This window comes from Serratia sp. GW822-FHT06E05 (assembly GCF_058799445.1).
In genome coordinates this window covers 238,772-254,873 of record NZ_JBXALM010000005.1, presented here as the reverse complement: position 1 = coordinate 254,873, position 16,102 = coordinate 238,772, and the positions used below count along the sequence as shown (strand labels likewise).

Here is a 16,102-nt window from a genome sequence, read left to right as displayed (position 1 = left end):
CTTTGTCAATAATCTGACGGGCAGCCCATTGGCTGCCCGTTTTCCTTACTACTTCTGTTCGGCCGACTCGTCCGGCGCTTCGATCACTTCCTCTTCCTTGCGGTACAGGCTGATGACCTTAAACAGCAGGCTGAGGCCGATGCCGACGATAGTCGCCAGCGCCATGCCTTTCAATTCGGCAGCACCGATGTGCACCTTGGCCCCGCTGACGCCGATAATCAGGATCACCGAGGTCAGGATCAGGTTTTGCGCCTTGTTGTAATCCACTTTGGATTCAATCAGCACACGAATACCTGACGCGCCGATCACCCCATACAGCAGCAAAGAGACCCCGCCCATCACCGGCACCGGTACCGCCTGGATAGCCGCCGCCAGTTTACCGACGCAGGACAGCAGAATGGCCAGAACCGCCGCGCCGCCGATCACCCAGGTGCTGTATACCTTGGTGATAGCCATCACGCCGATATTCTCACCGTAGGTGGTATTTGGTGTGGAACCGAAGAAGCCTGAAATCACTGTCGATATGCCATTAGCGAACATTGAACGGTGCAGGCCAGGGTCACGGAGCAGGTCTTTTTTGACGATATTCGCAGTCACCACCAAGTGGCCGACGTGCTCGGCGATCACCACCAGCGCCGCCGGCAGGATGGTGAAGATGGCGAACCATTCAAAACGCGGGGTGTAGAACGTCGGCAGCGCGAACCAGTGCGCCTCGCGGATCGGGGTCAGATCCACCACGCCCATAAAGAACGACAGCGCATACCCTACCAGCACACCGATCAGGATCGGGATAATCGCCAGAAAACCGCGGAACAGCACGGAACCCAGGATGGTCACGCCCAGCGTCACCAGCGAGATAGTGATGGTAGTGGTGTCTGCGCTGACGCCGTCAGCCGGCAACAAGCCCGCCATGTTCGCCGCCACACCGGCCAATTCCAGGCCGATGACCGCCACAATCGCCCCCATCGCCGCTGGAGGAAAAATGACGTCCAGCCAGCCGGTACCGGCTTTTTTTACCAGCAACGCGACCAGGCAAAACAGCACCCCGCACATGATAAAACCGCCCAACGCCACTTCATAACCCAACGGCAACAGCAGCAGCACCGGGGAAATAAACGCAAAGCTGGAGCCGAGATAGGCCGGGATCTTGCCCTTGCAGATAAACAGGTACAGCAAGGTTCCGACGCCGTTAAACAGCAACACCGTCGCCGGGTTAATCTTGAACAAAATAGGCACCAGCACGGTCGCGCCAAACATGGCGAACAGGTGTTGGAAGCTGAGCGGAATAGTCTGGAGTAGCGGCGGGCGTTCGCTTACGCCTATCACGCGACGGGTCATGGATGTTTTTCCTCTGGGTCGTTATCAGTTGTGTAAGCCTAATGATATATGCTCAATGGATTTCAAGTTACAGCTAGGCGGCAAGGGCGTTAATCCCCAGGAGCTTATTTATAATAAGTGACTGGGGTTAGCGCCCGCAGACAACAACGCTGTAGCTTGAAAGACGACGAGCATTAAAAAGCCGACTCATCAGTCGGCTTTATTTTTGTTTATTTGGTACCAAATATCTTGTCGCCCGCATCACCCAGGCCCGGTACGATGTAGCCCTTCTCGTTCAGGCATTGATCGATGGAGGCCGTATACAGCTCGACGTCCGGGTGCGCTTTCTCCAGCGCGGCGATCCCTTCCGGCGCGGCAACCAGCACCAGCACCTTGATGCTGTTGCAGCCGGCTTTCTTCAGCAGATCGATAGTGGCGATCATCGAGCCGCCGGTAGCCAGCATAGGGTCGACAACCAGTGCCAAACGCTCTTCGATGTTGGACACCAGCTTTTGGAAATACGGCACCGGCTCCAGAGTTTCTTCGTCACGGTAAACGCCAACCACGCTGATACGTGCGCTCGGTACGTTTTCCAATACCCCTTCCATCATGCCCAGACCGGCACGCAGAATAGGCACAACGGTAATTTTTTTCCCTTTAATCTGGTCTATTTCAACCGGGCCGCACCAGCCATCGATGGTGACTTTCTCTGTTTCCAGATCGGCGGTCGCTTCATAGGTCAGCAAACTACCCACTTCTGAGGCCAGCTCACGGAAGCGTTTGGTGCTGATATCATTTTCACGCATCAGGCCAAGCTTGTGTTTCACCAGCGGGTGTTTCACCTCAACGATCTTCATCATTTTTCTCCTATTAAGGTGGTTTACGGCCAAAAAAATCGCCGGATTATACCTCCTTTTGCCGACTGCGCCACCCACAATAGCCCGATCGGGATCAACAAAAGTTTGAATAACAGTATAGATGACGAAAAAGCGGAGCTGGTTCACAAGCCACTCGCAAACGTTTGCCTGCGCTGTTAGAATTGCCGCGCCTTATTCCGGAATCAATGCCGGAAGCACAGTATTCAAACCGCAAACCGTCGTGGGGATCGCGCAGTGACCGACAAAACCTCTCTCAGCTATAAAGACGCAGGTGTCGATATCGATGCTGGCAATGCATTGGTAGACCGCATCAAAGGTGTAGTAAAACAGACCCGCCGCCCGGAAGTGATGGGTGGTCTGGGCGGTTTTGGCGCCCTGTGTGCGTTGCCGCAGAAATACCGCGAGCCGATACTGGTTTCCGGTACCGACGGCGTAGGCACCAAGCTGCGTCTGGCGATGGACCTGAAACGACACGACACCATCGGCATCGATCTGGTCGCAATGTGTGTGAACGACCTGGTGGTTCAGGGCGCTGAGCCGCTGTTCTTCCTGGATTACTTTGCCACCGGCAAACTGGACGTGGACACCGCGGCCAGCGTGATCACCGGCATCGCCGAAGGCTGTAAGCAGTCTGGCTGTGCTCTGGTGGGCGGTGAAACCGCTGAAATGCCGGGCATGTACCACGGCGAAGACTACGACGTGGCCGGCTTTTGCGTCGGCGTGGTCGAAAAGTCCGAGATTATCGACGGCAGCAAGGTGCAGTCCGGCGACGCACTGATCGCCCTGGGCGCTTCCGGCCCGCACTCCAACGGCTACTCGCTGGTACGCAAAATTCTGGAAGTCAGCAACACCGACCCGACCACTACCTTACTTTCAGGCAAACCGCTGGCGGACCACCTGCTGGCGCCGACCAAAATTTACGTGAAATCGGTGCTGGAGCTGATCGAGAAAATCGACGTGCACGCTATCGCCCACCTGACCGGTGGCGGCTTCTGGGAAAACATCCCGCGCGTGCTGCCGGAAGGCATGCAGGCCGTGATCGAAGAATCCAGCTGGCAATGGCCGGCCGTCTTCAACTGGCTGCAGCAAAACGGCAACGTCAGCCGTCACGAAATGTACCGCACCTTTAACTGTGGCGTGGGCATGGTGATCGCGCTGCCGGAAGAAGCCGTGGGATCCGCCATCGCATTGTTGACCGCAGCCGGTGAAAAAGCGTGGAAGATCGGTAAACTGACCGCTTCTTCTGACGAACAACAAGTGGTCATCAACGGATGAAAAAGATCGTGGTGTTGGTCTCCGGCCAGGGGAGTAATCTCCAGGCGCTGATTGACGCCTGCCAGCAGGGCAGAATTGCCGGCGAGATTGTGGCGGTGTTCAGCAACAGGGCGCAGGCTTACGGTTTGCAGCGTGCAGAAGCGGCAGGTATTGCCGCTCATGCACTGGACGCCAAGGCCTTTGCCGACCGGGCCGCGTTTGACGTCGCCCTGGCGGATGCCATCGACCAATACCAACCGGATCTGGTGGTGCTGGCCGGTTACATGCGCATTCTCAGCCCGCAGTTCGTGCAGCGCTATGCCGGACGCATGCTGAATATCCACCCTTCCCTGCTGCCCAAATACCCTGGGCTGCATACTCACCGTCAGGCCATCGACAACGGCGACAGCGAACACGGCACTTCGGTGCACTTCGTGACCGAACAGCTCGACGGCGGCCCGGTGATCCTGCAGGCCAAGGTGCCAATCTTCCCCGGTGACGAGGAAGACGAGGTGGTTGAACGGGTACAGTCTCAGGAACATACCCTTTACCCGCTGGTGGTGAACTGGTTTGTCGAAGGCCGCCTGGCGATGCGCGATAACGCCGCCTGGCTGGATGGCGAGCGCCTGCCCGAACAAGGGCATGCGGCAGACTAAAAAGCCAATCTTAACCCCTTCTAAACGGTGCCGCTCACGGCGCCGTTTTTTTTTCGCCGCAACCCATCGCCGACGTTATACTTGCCCACAGTGGCAACCGCCCCTATCAATAACGACATTGAGGAACCCCCATGTCCAGCACTACCAACGTCAGGCTACGCCCACTGGAACGGGATGATTTGACGTTTGTCCATCAGATGGACAACAACGCCAGCGTGATGCGCTACTGGTTTGAAGAACCCTATGAAGCCTTCGTAGAACTTTCCGATCTCTACGACAAACATATCCACGACCAGAGCGAACGCCGCTTTATCATCGAACACCAGGGTGCCAAGGTCGGGCTGGTGGAACTGGTGGAGATCGACCATATCCACCGCCGCGCGGAATTTCAGATCATCATCGACCCGACGCATCAGGGCAAAGGCTACGCCACTATCGCCGCCAAGCTGGCGATGGACTACGGTTTCTCGGTACTGAACCTGTACAAGCTGTACCTGATCGTCGATAAAGAAAACCCGAAGGCAATCCACATCTACAGCAAATTGGGCTTTGAAGTCGAAGGCGAGCTGATTGACGAATTCTTCGTTAACGGTGAATACCGTACCGTGCTGCGCATGTGCATCTTCCAGCCGCAGTACATGGCGAAATTCAAAACCGCCGCCAGCGATCAACCTTTGGTTAAGTGACAATAAAAAACCCGCGAGAGCGGGTTTTTACTATCATGATATTCGGGCTTATCCCAACGGCAGAATAAGACAGCTGCGACATCAACCATAGCGCCCGGTAATATAATCCTCGGTGCGGCGCTGGCGCGGTGAAGTAAAGATGTCGTCGGTGTCGTTGTATTCCACCAATCGGCCTTGGTGAATAAACGCCGTGTAATCCGAGACGCGTGCCGCCTGCTGCATGTTGTGCGTCACCAGCACCACGCTATACTGCTGCTTCAGCGCGGAAATCAGCTCTTCAATGGTCAATGTGGAGATCGGATCCAACGCCGAGGTCGGCTCATCCAGCAGCAGCACTTCCGGCTCGATGGCTATCGCCCGTGCAATCACCAACCTTTGCTGCTGGCCGCTGGAAAGACGAAACGCGTTCTCGCGCAGCCGGTCTTTGACCTCGTGCCACAGCGCGGCGGCACGCAGCGAACGCTCCACCGCCTCATCAAGGATCCGTCGGTCACGCACGCCCTGCAGACGCAGGCCGTAAACCACGTTTTCATAAATCGATTTCGGGAAAGGGTTCGGCCGTTGGAAAACCATGCCGACCCGCCGTCTTAACGCCGCAACGTCGATTTGCGCGCCGCCAATGCTTTGACCGTTCAGTTGCAAATCGCCTTCAATCCGGCAGTTGTCCACCAAATCATTCATACGGTTGAAACAACGCAGCAGCGTGGATTTGCCGCAGCCGGACGGGCCGATCAGCGCCGTCACCCGGTGCTTGGGAATACGCAGCGAGATATCGTGCAGCACCTGTTTTTCGCCATAAAACAGGTTGAGGTCGTTTACCGCCAGCGCGGTATGTTCATCATCAAGGTGCTGGACATCCAACCGGGGCAAACTGCCTGGCGTCATCAAACTCATTAGGCACTCCCCAGGAATAACATCGTTGTTACTGCGACCATGCTCTGTACCGCTCCCTCAGCGAATGGCGAATACCCATCGCCGCCAGATTCAAGCCCACGACAATCGCCACCAGCAGGAAGGCGGTGGCGAACACCAGCGGCCGGGCGGCCTCCACGCTCGGGCTCTGGAAGGCCATATCGTAGATCTGGAAGCTCAGGTGCATAAACTTCCGCTCCAGATGCATATACGGGAAAATATCATCTACCGGCAGCACCGGCACGGATTTCACTACCCCCACCAGCATTAATGGTGCCGTCTCCCCGGCGGCGCGCGCCACCGCCAGGATCAGGCCGGTCATCATCGCCGGCGCCGCCATCGGCAACACAATACGCCACAGCGTTTCAGCCCGGCTGGCGCCCAACGCCAACGAGCCCTGGCGCAACGAAGCAGGAATGCGCGACAACCCCTCTTCGGTAGCGACAATCACCACCGGCAACGTCAACAGCGCCAGCGTCAAAGCCGCCCACAGCACGCCCGGCGTGCCAAAGGTCGGGTTAGGCAACGACTCCGGGTAGAACAGCTGATCGAGCGTGCCGCCAATCATATAGACGAAGAAGCCAAGGCCAAACACGCCATAGACAATCGACGGTACGCCGGCCAGATTAACCACGGCAATGCGGATCAGCCGCGTCAGCAGATTATTGCCTGCGTATTCATGCAGGTAAACGGCGGCAATCACGCCAAACGGCATCACCACGATCGACATCAGGATCACCATCAGCACCGTGCCGAAAATCGCCGGGAATACGCCGCCTTCGGTATTGGCCTCTCGCGGGCTGTCGCTGAGGAATTTCTTCACCTGTTCGGCCCAGTGCACCAGCTTTTGCGTGGTATTCATCGCGTTGGGGTACCAGGCATCGCGCACCTGGCTTAGCGCAATGGTATGGGTCTGGCCATGCATGTCACGCAGCAACAGCGCATCGCGGTGGCGATCGCGGTTCAAACCTTCCAGACGATCGGAAAGCAGTCGATATTGACGTTGCAGTTCCAGCCGCTCGGCGTTGATTGACGCCTGTGCGCGGGCGTCTAGCTTATCTTCCCGCTGTAAGCTTTTCTCTCGCAGACGCAGCGTATCGAACCGCTGGTTAATACGCGCCATATCGCGAAACTGAATATCATGGGCCTGACGCGAAAGCGCGGCAATCTGCGGCAAACGCTGCAGCAGCGCCTGGCTAAGATTGCGGCCGGTCAGCGGCTGACCATCCTCCAGCATACCGGCCAGATAACCGTAAGCGGTGCCGTTGTTATTACGTTCCAGCACCAGCAGATCGCGCGGTGTGCTTTGGCGAACAATGTCACCGGCCAGCAGCGTACGGAAGTCTTGTCCTTCGCTCTCGCGGTTGCCCACCTTAATCAGATAGCGCTCAAAACTCTGCGCATTTCCCGGCGGCAGTGCGATACCGGACTCCAGCAGTTGCCGGCGCGGAATGCTTTGCTGCTGATACAGCTCGCCGATCATCGTCACCGGCCCTGCGGCACTCTGGTTGAGCTCAAACTGATAGACCGGGCTCGGCCAGAAATAGCGCATCCCCTGTCCGGCCAGCAGCAGCATGATGCCGATCAGCGCCAACAGGCTGACGGCCACCGACCCGGCGGTCAGCCAGATCCACGGCGAACCGCTCTTCGCCCAGCGCTTCATGGCGCCTCCTGGTTCAGGGTATAGCGCTCACGCAGCCGCAGTCGGATCGCCTCCGCCAGCGTGTTGAAGACAAAGGTGAAAATAAACAGCACCAGCGCAGTCAGGAACAGCACCCGATAATGGCTGCTGCCGGCGACCGCTTCCGGCATTTCTATGGCGATATTGGCCGCCAGGGCACGCAGGCCCTGGAACAGGCTGCCGTCGATAACCGGCGTATTTCCGGTCGCCATCAGCACAATCATGGTCTCCCCCACCGCACGGCCAAAGCCAATCATCAGCGCCGAGAAAATGCCGGCGCTGGCCGAAGGCAGCACCACGCGTATCACGGTTTGCCACTGGGTCGCCCCCAACGCCAGCGACCCTTGGCTCAGGGTTGCCGGTACGCTGAACAACGCGTCTTCCGCCAGCGAGAAAATAATCGGCACTAACGCAAAGCCCATCGCCACGCCAACCACCAGCGCATTGCGCTGGTCATAATCATCGCCCAGCCAGAAATGCAGCGGCTCGCCAAACAGTTTCACTTCCAGCCAGGGCCCCACGCTAAACGCCAGCCAGACGGTCTGTACGATCAGCGGCAACAGGATCAGCAGATCGACGCCCGGCGGCAGGCGCCGCGGGGCAAACCGGTTCATCAGCGCACCGCATGCCAGCACCACCGCCGCCAACAGCAAGGGAAGCGACAACACCGCCAGCAGATAATATTCAATCACCGGCGCCAGCCAGATGCCCGCCACCAGCCCGATCACCACCGTCGGTAAAGCCCCCATCACCTCAATCGCCGGTTTAATCACCCGCCGCAGTCCGGCCGACATGAAATAGGCGGTATAAACGGCCCCGGCCAGCGCCAGCGGAATGGCGAACAGCATGGCATAGGCCGCAGCCTTGAAGGTGCCAAAAATCACCGGCATCAGGCTGAATTTGGCCTGGTAGCTGTCCTCACCAGAGGTGGATTGCCAGACGTAAGCCGGTTCGGGGTAATTCTCGTACCACACCTTGTGCCAAAGCGAGCGCCAGGTGACGTCGGGATAAGGGTTGTCGATCGCATAATGTTGCCAGCCCTGTGCCGTTTCCAGCAGCAGGCCATCACCGCGTGGAGCGAACGCCATCTGCTGTACCCCGGCGCTCAGCCTGCCGTTCAACAGTGGCTGCGGCTGGATGCTGGAAAACAGCGAGAAGCCGCCGTCCGGTCTCAGGGTGGCGAACACCCGGCGATAAGGTTCGGCCACCAGCAAATCCTGCGGCTCGGACTGGTGGTCGAAATGCTGCACCGGCGTCAGTTGCCAGCGCCGATCTTTTTCGACATCAAACCATTCGCGTACGCTGCCGTCAGGCGCTTCGATCAGCAACGCGCTGCCGCCAGGCAACGCCGTCAGTTGATAAGGAGACTGTTCGCCAAGCGTACGCGTTTCTTTTAGCTGCAGCTGCGTGTCGTTAATTTGGTAGCGCGCCAGCCGATTCCCCGCCAGCAGATACAATTGGCGACCGTCGGGCGTCAACACCAACTGCTGCACCGCACTGTCCAGCGTGATCTCACTTAGCTGCGGCGGGTGGTCGCTGCCGAAACGGCCAAACACCAAACGACGATCTTCGGTAACACCGGCCAGAAGGTACTGCCCACGGCGTGCTTCAGCCAACGTCAGCAGCGTTAATGCTCGCCCCTGTTTATCCAACGTCAGCGGTCGTTGCCCAAGCGGAAACAACCACTGCGGTGCCGACGTCCCGGCTGCTGCGAAGTCCGCGCTGGCGACGATAAACCGGCCGTCGGCCTGTGCCAAAGCAAACAGATCGCGTTCGCCGGCCGCCTGAGTCAGCAGCGTCGGTTTGGCCAGCAGCGTCTGTTGCGTCAGAGGATGGGCGTTCTGCTGCGTCAGAGGATAGAACTGCCCCTGCCCTTGCGCATCGATGCGGTAACCTATCCGTTGCTGCACATCCATACCCAGCGCCAGCGCAGGTGCAGAGGCACTGATCGTCAGCGGTTTCGCCTGCCCCATTGCCGCCGGTTTAAACAGCGGCAGCACCGCAAACAGCAGGTAAACGAAGATCAGCATCAGCGTCATCAACACCAGCAGCCCGCTGACGGTAACCGCCGCCTGAACGCTACGGTCGATGCGCGCGCGCAGGCGATCCCGGGGATGTTGGTTTACCGTAGTTTGTGCCATGTCTCTCGCTGTCGCTGATGTAAGCAGGCTTGCGCCATAGAATAACCGGGCATCTTATGTCAGTTTTGTGACGTTTGCATGACAAAGTTGCCTGCCGCCAATATCGAATTTAACGCTATTCATTAGCATTATTAACCCTATATATTGCTGAAAAATGATGGTTAAGCCGATCATCTGTAGAGATATTTAGCATTATTGTCTTCATTTTATATTGCTCCGACATGTTCAACGCCCCGGACGCCGCAGAGAATATTTTTACGCCTTAAAATGCCTCGCCCCAAGGTAATGGATATGTTGGACTTTCCTGTCAATCTCTCGCAATAATGATGAAGGACACTAGAGCGGCATTCGGGCGCTGCGTCCCGGATCCTTTTCTAAAATTGAACTGGAGTGGCAATGGGTCAGGAAAAGCTCTACATCGAAAAAGAACTAAGCTGGTTATCCTTTAATGAACGCGTGTTGCAGGAAGCCGCAGATAAGAGCAATCCCCTGATTGAGCGCATGCGTTTTCTGGGCATTTATTCCAATAACCTTGACGAGTTCTATAAGGTCCGCTTTGCCGATCTCAAACGACGCATTCTGATCAGCGAAGAACAGGGCTCTGGCGGCGCTTCACGCCATCTGCTGAAAAAGATCCAGGCCAAGGTATTAAAAACCGATCAAGAATTCGACAGCCTGTATAACGATTTGCTGCTGGAAATGGCACGCAACCAGATCTTCCTGATCAACGAACGCCAGGTGTCGGAAAACCAGCAAATCTGGCTGCGGCAATACTTTAAACAGCATCTGCGCCAGCACATCACGCCGATCCTGATCAACAATGAAACCAACCTGGTGCAGTTCCTGAAAGACGATTACACCTATCTGGCGGTGGAGATTATCCGCGGTACGCGCATCGATTACGCGCTGCTGGAGATCCCGTCCGACAAGGTACCGCGCTTCGTCAACCTGCCGCCGGAAGCCCCTCGTCGCCGCAAGCCGATGATCCTGCTGGATAACATTCTTCGCTACTGCCTGGACGACATCTTCAAGGGCTTCTTCGATTACGACGCGCTCAACGCCTATTCGATGAAAATGACCCGCGATGCGGAATACGATCTGGTTACCGAGATGGAATCCAGCCTGCTGGAACTGATGTCTTCCAGCCTGAAGCAGCGCCTGACTGCAGAGCCGGTGCGCTTTGTTTATCAGCGCGACATGCCCAATGAAATGGTGGAACTGCTGCGCGGCAAGCTCGGTATTTCCAACTATGATTCGGTCATTGCCGGCGGCCGTTACCATAATTTCAAAGACTTCATCGGTTTTCCGAACGTCGGCAAGGCCAATCTGGTCAACAAACCGCTGCCGCGCCTGCGCCATACCTGGTTCGAAAAATTCCGCAACGGGTTTGACGCCATTCGCGAGCACGACGTGCTGCTTTACTACCCGTACCACACCTTTGAACACGTGCTGGAGCTGGTGCGCCAGGCGTCGTTCGACCCCAGCGTGCTGGCGATCAAAATCAATATTTACCGCGTGGCAAAAGACTCGCGCATCATCGAATCGATGATCCACGCCGCCCATAACGGCAAAAAAGTCACGGTGGTGGTGGAGCTGCAGGCGCGCTTTGATGAAGAGGCCAATATCCACTGGGCCAAGCGCCTGACGGAAGCTGGGGTACACGTTATTTTCTCCGCGCCTGGCTTGAAAATTCACGCCAAACTGTTCCTGATCTCACGCCGTGAAGGCGACGAGATTGTGCGCTATGCTCATATCGGCACCGGTAACTTTAACGAGAAAACCGCGCGCATTTACACCGACTATTCATTGCTGACCGCCGATTCGCGCATCACCAACGAAGTACGCCGGGTGTTCAACTTTATCGAAAACCCGTACCGGCCGGTCACCTTCGACAACCTGATGGTGTCGCCGCAGAACTCGCGTCTGAAACTGTATGAGTTGATCGACAACGAAATTGCCAACGCCGAAGCCGGGCTTCCGGCCGGCATTATGCTGAAAATCAACAATCTGGTGGATAAAGGGCTGGTAGATCGGTTATATACCGCCTCCGGCGCCGGCGTAAAAATCCGCCTGTTGGTGCGCGGGATGTGTTCTTTGATTCCCAACCTGCCGGGGATCAGTGACAATATTCAGATAATCAGCATCGTCGACCGCTATCTGGAACACGATCGGGTTTACGTTTTCGAAAACAAAGGTGACAAACTGGTTTATCTGTCCTCTGCCGACTGGATGACCCGTAACATAGATTACCGCATCGAAGTCGCGGTCTCGCTGCTGGATCCAACGCTGAAACAACGGGTTCTGGATATTCTGGAAATCCTGTTCAGCGACACGGTCAAGGCGCGTTACCTCGATAAAGAACTGAGCAACCAGTACGTGCCGCGCGGCAACCGCCGCAAAGTCCGTTCTCAGGTTGCCATTTACGAGTATTTAAAAGCTCTGGAACAACCAGGACAGTAGGCCAGCAACTATGCCGCTAAAAAGCACTGCAACGAACAAACCGCAGGAAATCGCTGCCATCGACCTCGGGTCGAACAGCTTCCACATGGTGATTGCCCGCGTCGTCAATGGCGCCTTACAGGTATTGGGGCGTTTAAAACAGCGGGTCCACCTCGCCGATGGATTGGACAGCAACAATGTGCTCAGTGAAGAGGCAATAGAACGCGGCCTGGCCTGCCTGGCGCTGTTCGCCGAACGGCTGCAAGGCTTCCCGGCGGATAACGTCACCATCGTCGGTACCCACACCTTGCGCCAGGCGGTGAACGCCGAGGTATTCCTCAAGCGCGCAGCCAAAGTGATCCCCTACCCGATCGAAATCATCGCCGGGCAGGAAGAGGCGCGCCTGATCTTTATGGGTGTGGAACATACCCAACCGGAAAAAGGCCGCAAGCTGGTGATCGACATCGGCGGCGGTTCTACCGAGCTGGTGATCGGCGAAGATTTTGAACCCCTGCTGGCGGAAAGCCGCCGCATGGGCTGCGTCAGCTTCGCCCAACAGTTCTTCCCGGGCGGAGAAATCAGCAAAAACAACTTCAAACGCGCACGCCTGGCGGCGGCACAGAAGCTGGAAACGCTGGCCTGGCAGTACCGCATTCAGGGCTGGCAATATGCTCTGGGCGCGTCGGGCACCATCAAGGCCGCGCACGAAGTGCTGGTGGCAATGGGCGAAAAAGATGGCCTGATCACCCTCGAGCGACTGGAAATGATGGCGGAACAGGTGCTGCAGTTTAAAAATTTCAGCGCAATGAGCCTGCCGGGGCTGTCGGAAGACCGCCAGTCGGTGTTTGTGCCGGGGTTGGCAATTCTGTGCGGCGTGTTCGATGCGTTGGCGATCCGCGACCTGCGCCTTTCCGACGGTGCGCTGCGCGAAGGCGTGCTGTATGAGATGGAGGGCCGTTTCCGTCATCAGGACATTCGCAGCCGCACCGCCAAGAGCCTGGCCGATCACTACAATATCGACCGCGAGCAGGCCAAACGGGTGCTGGATACCACTGAGCTATTGTATGCGCAGTGGATGGCGCAAAATACCAAGCTGGCGAACCCGCAGTTGGAAGCCTTGCTGAAATGGGCAGCGATGTTGCACGAGGTGGGGTTGAGCATCAACCACAGCGGCATGCATCGCCACTCGGCCTACATTCTGCAAAACACCAACCTGCCGGGCTTCAACCAGGAGCAGCAGTTGCTGCTGTCAGCGCTAGTACGCTTCCATCGCAAGGGTATCAAGCTGGAAGAATTGCCGCGCCTGAACCTGTTCAAGAAAAAGCATTACCTGCCGCTGATCCAACTGTTGCGTCTGAGTACCCTGCTCAACAACCAGCGCCAGTCGACCACCACGCCGGAAACGTTGCGCCTGAGCACCGACGATAACCACTGGACGCTGCGCTTCCCGGCCGGTTATCTGGCGCTGAACAACCTGGTGCAACTGGATCTCGAACGTGAACAAGCCTATTGGAACGACGTCGTGGGCTGGAAACTGATTTGCGAAGAGGAAGGTTCGCAAGACGAGCAGCGCTCGGCCTGAGTCTGTCGCCCCCGTACTGCGGGGGCGACCATCAATTCTGTTCTGATAGCAACGTCACCAAGGGTTGCGGTTCGCCGACGAAATACCCCTGCATATAGTCTACGCCCACCCCTTTCAACGCGACCAATTGCTCCAGGCTTTCTACGTATTCCGCCACAATGGTCAAGCGCTTCATTCGCGCGACTTTACAGATAGAGGCAATCACCTGGAAATCCACCGCGCTGGTCAGCATGTCACGTACAAAGCTGCCGTCGATTTTCAGCATATCAACCGGCAACATCTTGAGCCGATCGTAACCGGCATAACCGGTGCCGAAATCATCCAGAGCAATGCGGCAGCCCATTTCACGCAGCGCCTGCAGGTTGGCGCCGGCGTAATCCGTATTCTGCAGCAAATGCGATTCGGTCACTTCCAACGTCAGTTGATATGGCTCAATTCGGTACCGCTGTATCAGGTTGCGCACATCCTGGCTGAGCATTGGACGGCACAGCGAAGAAGGCGACAAGTTCACCGCAAAGCGCGCACTGGGCAGCGCAATACGGTGCTGGTCCATAAACTTCAACGTATTGCGCAGCACCCACAGATCCAGCCGATAAGCCAGGCCAAACTCATGCGCCACCGGCAGAAAATCATTCGGCGATACTGTGTTCCCCTGATCGTCGCGCATACGCAGCAGAATCTCATAATAACGATCACCTCGCAGGCCCACTATCGGCTGCGCCATCAAGATAAAGCCGTCGTTATCCAGCGAACGTTGTACCCCATGCAAGAGCGCCACCTTGCGTTTGACTTCATCCTGCACCAAATTGCCGCTGCTCTGCACATTCTCCGGCTTACCGCTGGTCAGCGACACTTCCGCCAACGCGCTAAGCTCTCCCAGCAACTGGTAGAGGTGTTCAAAATCGGGCTGCACGCTGCAATACCCTAACCCCAGCGGAGGATGGAGCGGCAAACCGTTCCAGATCAGGCGGAATTTTTCCAACGCGCGGTAAATCGCTTCGACCTTTTCTTCGCTATTGTCCGCATCCACTCGCAGCAACAAATCGTAGCCCGGCAGATGATAAACCCCTTCACCGGGGGCCAATACCTGATGCAGCAGCGCCGCCAGTTGCTGTTTGAAACGAATACGAAGCTGCATGCCATAGTTACGGCTCAGCAAATCCAGTTCGCTGACGCGCAGGAAACACAGGGTTGAAGGCGGAGACTGAGACAGATCGCGCTTGAGGGCACGCAGGTTCGGCAGGCCAATTACCGGATCTTGCAGCGAGGCGCTTTGTGCCCTGGCATGGCTTAACCGTTGGTGAGTATTGAGCGCCGACATCAGGAAAATGCACAGGGTAAACACCACCATCATCGAAGAGATGACCGCCAGGTTATGCAACAGGTTGTCGGGTTGTGAAGCGCCGGGATAATGAAAAAACAGCACCAACAGAGTGGCAGACCAGATAAGGCAGTTGAATTGATAGCCAAAACGCATCGCACCGTAGAGCATTACCGGCAGCAGTAAGACCAATCCGTACCCCCCGAGCAACAGGGGAATGGCCTCTTTAGCGTGATGGGACAGCACCGCCACCATCCCCACCAGCACCAACAGCCACAGCGACAGCTCTTTTTTATCGACGTTTGGCGCCATTTCACGACCAAAGCGTCGCCAGAGCGTCAGGGCAAAACGGGGTTTATTCAAGATGCGCAACATGATGTAGAGCAAGGGCATGGCGGAGAGACAGCCCAGCAGCAGCGCTTGAAAATTAACCAGCGCCATCAGGTAGCTGTTATCGCCGGGCATCATCCCGAGTTCGTCGGGCAACCGGGCAAAGGCGACCAGCAGCTTCAGGCCGAAGACAAACAGCAATGCCGGTAGCACCACCAACCAGATTAGCCGCTCCTTCACCAGCGCCGCACCCCCCGGGGCCGCACACCAACGGCGTTGCGTTTGCCTGCGATACCCCAGCCAACACAGGCTCAGGCAAGACAGGTACAGCAGCGTCACCAGCAGGCCACTTTCCAGCCCCAGCCGGTGGGCGTAACGCAGCATGATGGCGAGGGCAATACCCGGCAGCGCCCGCCAGTCGTAGACCATCAACAGTGCAATACAGGCGGTGAGCGGTAGATAGAGCAGATAGACTTTGCCTTCAGGCAGCATTATCCGCGGCGATAGCCAACCTGCGAACGGGATCAATAACAGGCTCCAGAGGAGGGGACACCCCCACCAGCGCTCGCGTAAATGCTTCCAGAATATTGGCTTGATCATAAAAATAACGAGTCCGTCAGGGCGTAATTCCATTCACGCGTTCGGGTAACAAGGCAGGTTCCTTTTCGTACCTCTATCCATTCATGAGGCAAGCTGAAAGTATCATATGCGACAGGAGAATGGCGGAAATTTTAGGCGCCAGGCGGGGGTGAGGCTTGACTCCGATCAACCAAAGAGGAAAAGTTGGGTAAAAATGTGTAAGCCTATTTTTTGTCTCATCTTAAGCTGCTGATCCGACAGATAAAGCCAAACTTAAGCTAAACAGGGGCGAGATACCGGGTTTTGCTGCCCGGAAATAAATAGAC

At 56.7% G+C, this 16,102-nt stretch carries 11 protein-coding genes; 5 read left to right on the top strand and 6 right to left on the bottom strand.

Going from position 1 to position 16,102, the window contains the following annotated elements; all coding sequences use genetic code 11:
• Nucleotides 1–48: 48 nt before the first annotated feature.
• Together uraA and upp are read right to left on the bottom strand one after the other, a co-directional pair.
• The gene (gene uraA, locus AC1RKC_RS14660) at nucleotides 49–1,338 is read right to left on the bottom strand and encodes a uracil permease (RefSeq protein WP_020828071.1); all 1,290 of its coding nucleotides are present in this window, start codon (nucleotides 1,336–1,338) and stop codon (nucleotides 49–51) included.
• 209 nt (nucleotides 1,339–1,547) lie between these two features.
• Nucleotides 1,548–2,174 carry a uracil phosphoribosyltransferase gene (upp, locus tag AC1RKC_RS14655; RefSeq protein WP_020828072.1) on the bottom strand — a complete coding sequence of 209 codons (627 nt, stop codon included), beginning with the start codon at nucleotides 2,172–2,174 and terminating at the stop codon, nucleotides 1,548–1,550.
• A 255-nt stretch (nucleotides 2,175–2,429) separates the two neighbouring features.
• On the opposite strand from upp, the gene purM reads away from it, so the two are divergent.
• From purM to speG, 3 genes are all read left to right on the top strand, one after another.
• Nucleotides 2,430–3,470 carry a phosphoribosylformylglycinamidine cyclo-ligase gene (gene purM / locus AC1RKC_RS14650; protein WP_046372952.1) on the top strand — a complete coding sequence of 347 codons (1,041 nt, stop codon included), beginning with the start codon at nucleotides 2,430–2,432 and terminating at the stop codon, nucleotides 3,468–3,470.
• Complete coding sequence (gene purN, locus AC1RKC_RS14645; RefSeq protein WP_493092641.1) at nucleotides 3,467–4,105, top strand: phosphoribosylglycinamide formyltransferase; 639 nt, start codon at nucleotides 3,467–3,469, stop codon at nucleotides 4,103–4,105. Before purM ends, purN begins: the two co-directional genes overlap by 4 nt.
• Before the next feature lie 131 nt (nucleotides 4,106–4,236).
• Nucleotides 4,237–4,791: a spermidine N1-acetyltransferase gene (speG, locus tag AC1RKC_RS14640; protein ID WP_020828075.1), complete on the top strand. Its 555-nt coding sequence runs from the start codon at nucleotides 4,237–4,239 to the stop codon at nucleotides 4,789–4,791.
• Nucleotides 4,792–4,872: 81 nt separating this feature from the next.
• Here the strand turns inward: speG and pstB are convergent, their stop codons facing one another.
• From pstB to AC1RKC_RS14625, 3 genes are read right to left on the bottom strand one after another with little or no spacing between them, the layout of a single operon-like run.
• Nucleotides 4,873–5,685: a phosphate ABC transporter ATP-binding protein PstB gene (gene pstB / locus AC1RKC_RS14635; RefSeq protein ID WP_020828076.1), complete on the bottom strand. Its 813-nt coding sequence runs from the start codon at nucleotides 5,683–5,685 to the stop codon at nucleotides 4,873–4,875.
• A gap of 28 nt (nucleotides 5,686–5,713) precedes the next feature.
• Nucleotides 5,714–7,366 (bottom strand): phosphate ABC transporter permease PstA, encoded by a 1,653-nt coding sequence (gene pstA, locus AC1RKC_RS14630; RefSeq protein ID WP_493092640.1) that lies wholly within the window; start codon nucleotides 7,364–7,366, stop codon nucleotides 5,714–5,716.
• Nucleotides 7,363–9,525 carry an ABC transporter permease subunit gene (locus AC1RKC_RS14625; RefSeq protein WP_493092639.1) on the bottom strand — a complete coding sequence of 721 codons (2,163 nt, stop codon included), beginning with the start codon at nucleotides 9,523–9,525 and terminating at the stop codon, nucleotides 7,363–7,365. Before AC1RKC_RS14625 ends, pstA begins: the two co-directional genes overlap by 4 nt.
• 396 nt (nucleotides 9,526–9,921) lie before the next feature.
• On the opposite strand from AC1RKC_RS14625, the gene ppk1 reads away from it, so the two are divergent.
• Entirely contained in the window at nucleotides 9,922–11,985 is a 2,064-nt protein-coding gene (ppk1, locus tag AC1RKC_RS14620; protein ID WP_020828079.1) for a polyphosphate kinase 1, read from the top strand.
• A gap of 10 nt (nucleotides 11,986–11,995) precedes the next feature.
• A complete protein-coding gene (gene ppx / locus AC1RKC_RS14615) occupies nucleotides 11,996–13,546 on the top strand; it encodes an exopolyphosphatase (protein WP_020828080.1) in 1,551 nt (516 codons plus the stop codon).
• Nucleotides 13,547–13,577: 31 nt separating this feature from the next.
• Here ppx and AC1RKC_RS14610 read toward each other — a convergent pair whose 3' ends face one another.
• Nucleotides 13,578–15,725, bottom strand: a complete 2,148-nt coding sequence (locus AC1RKC_RS14610; RefSeq protein ID WP_493092638.1) for an EAL domain-containing protein — start codon at nucleotides 15,723–15,725, stop codon at nucleotides 13,578–13,580.
• Nucleotides 15,726–16,102: the final 377 nt, after the last annotated feature.

Coding starts and splice junctions, on each gene's coding strand:
- pstB (WP_020828076.1), bottom strand. CDS start 5,685: ATGAGTTTGATGACGCCAGGCAGTTTGCCCCGGTTGGATGTCCAGCAC.
- upp (WP_020828072.1), bottom strand. CDS start 2,174: ATGAAGATCGTTGAGGTGAAACACCCGCTGGTGAAACACAAGCTTGGC.
- ppk1 (WP_020828079.1), top strand. CDS start 9,922: ATGGGTCAGGAAAAGCTCTACATCGAAAAAGAACTAAGCTGGTTATCC.
- pstA (WP_493092640.1), bottom strand. CDS start 7,366: ATGAAGCGCTGGGCGAAGAGCGGTTCGCCGTGGATCTGGCTGACCGCC.
- AC1RKC_RS14625 (WP_493092639.1), bottom strand. CDS start 9,525: ATGGCACAAACTACGGTAAACCAACATCCCCGGGATCGCCTGCGCGCG.
- uraA (WP_020828071.1), bottom strand. CDS start 1,338: ATGACCCGTCGCGTGATAGGCGTAAGCGAACGCCCGCCGCTACTCCAG.
- purN (WP_493092641.1), top strand. CDS start 3,467: ATGAAAAAGATCGTGGTGTTGGTCTCCGGCCAGGGGAGTAATCTCCAG.
- ppx (WP_020828080.1), top strand. CDS start 11,996: ATGCCGCTAAAAAGCACTGCAACGAACAAACCGCAGGAAATCGCTGCC.
- speG (WP_020828075.1), top strand. CDS start 4,237: ATGTCCAGCACTACCAACGTCAGGCTACGCCCACTGGAACGGGATGAT.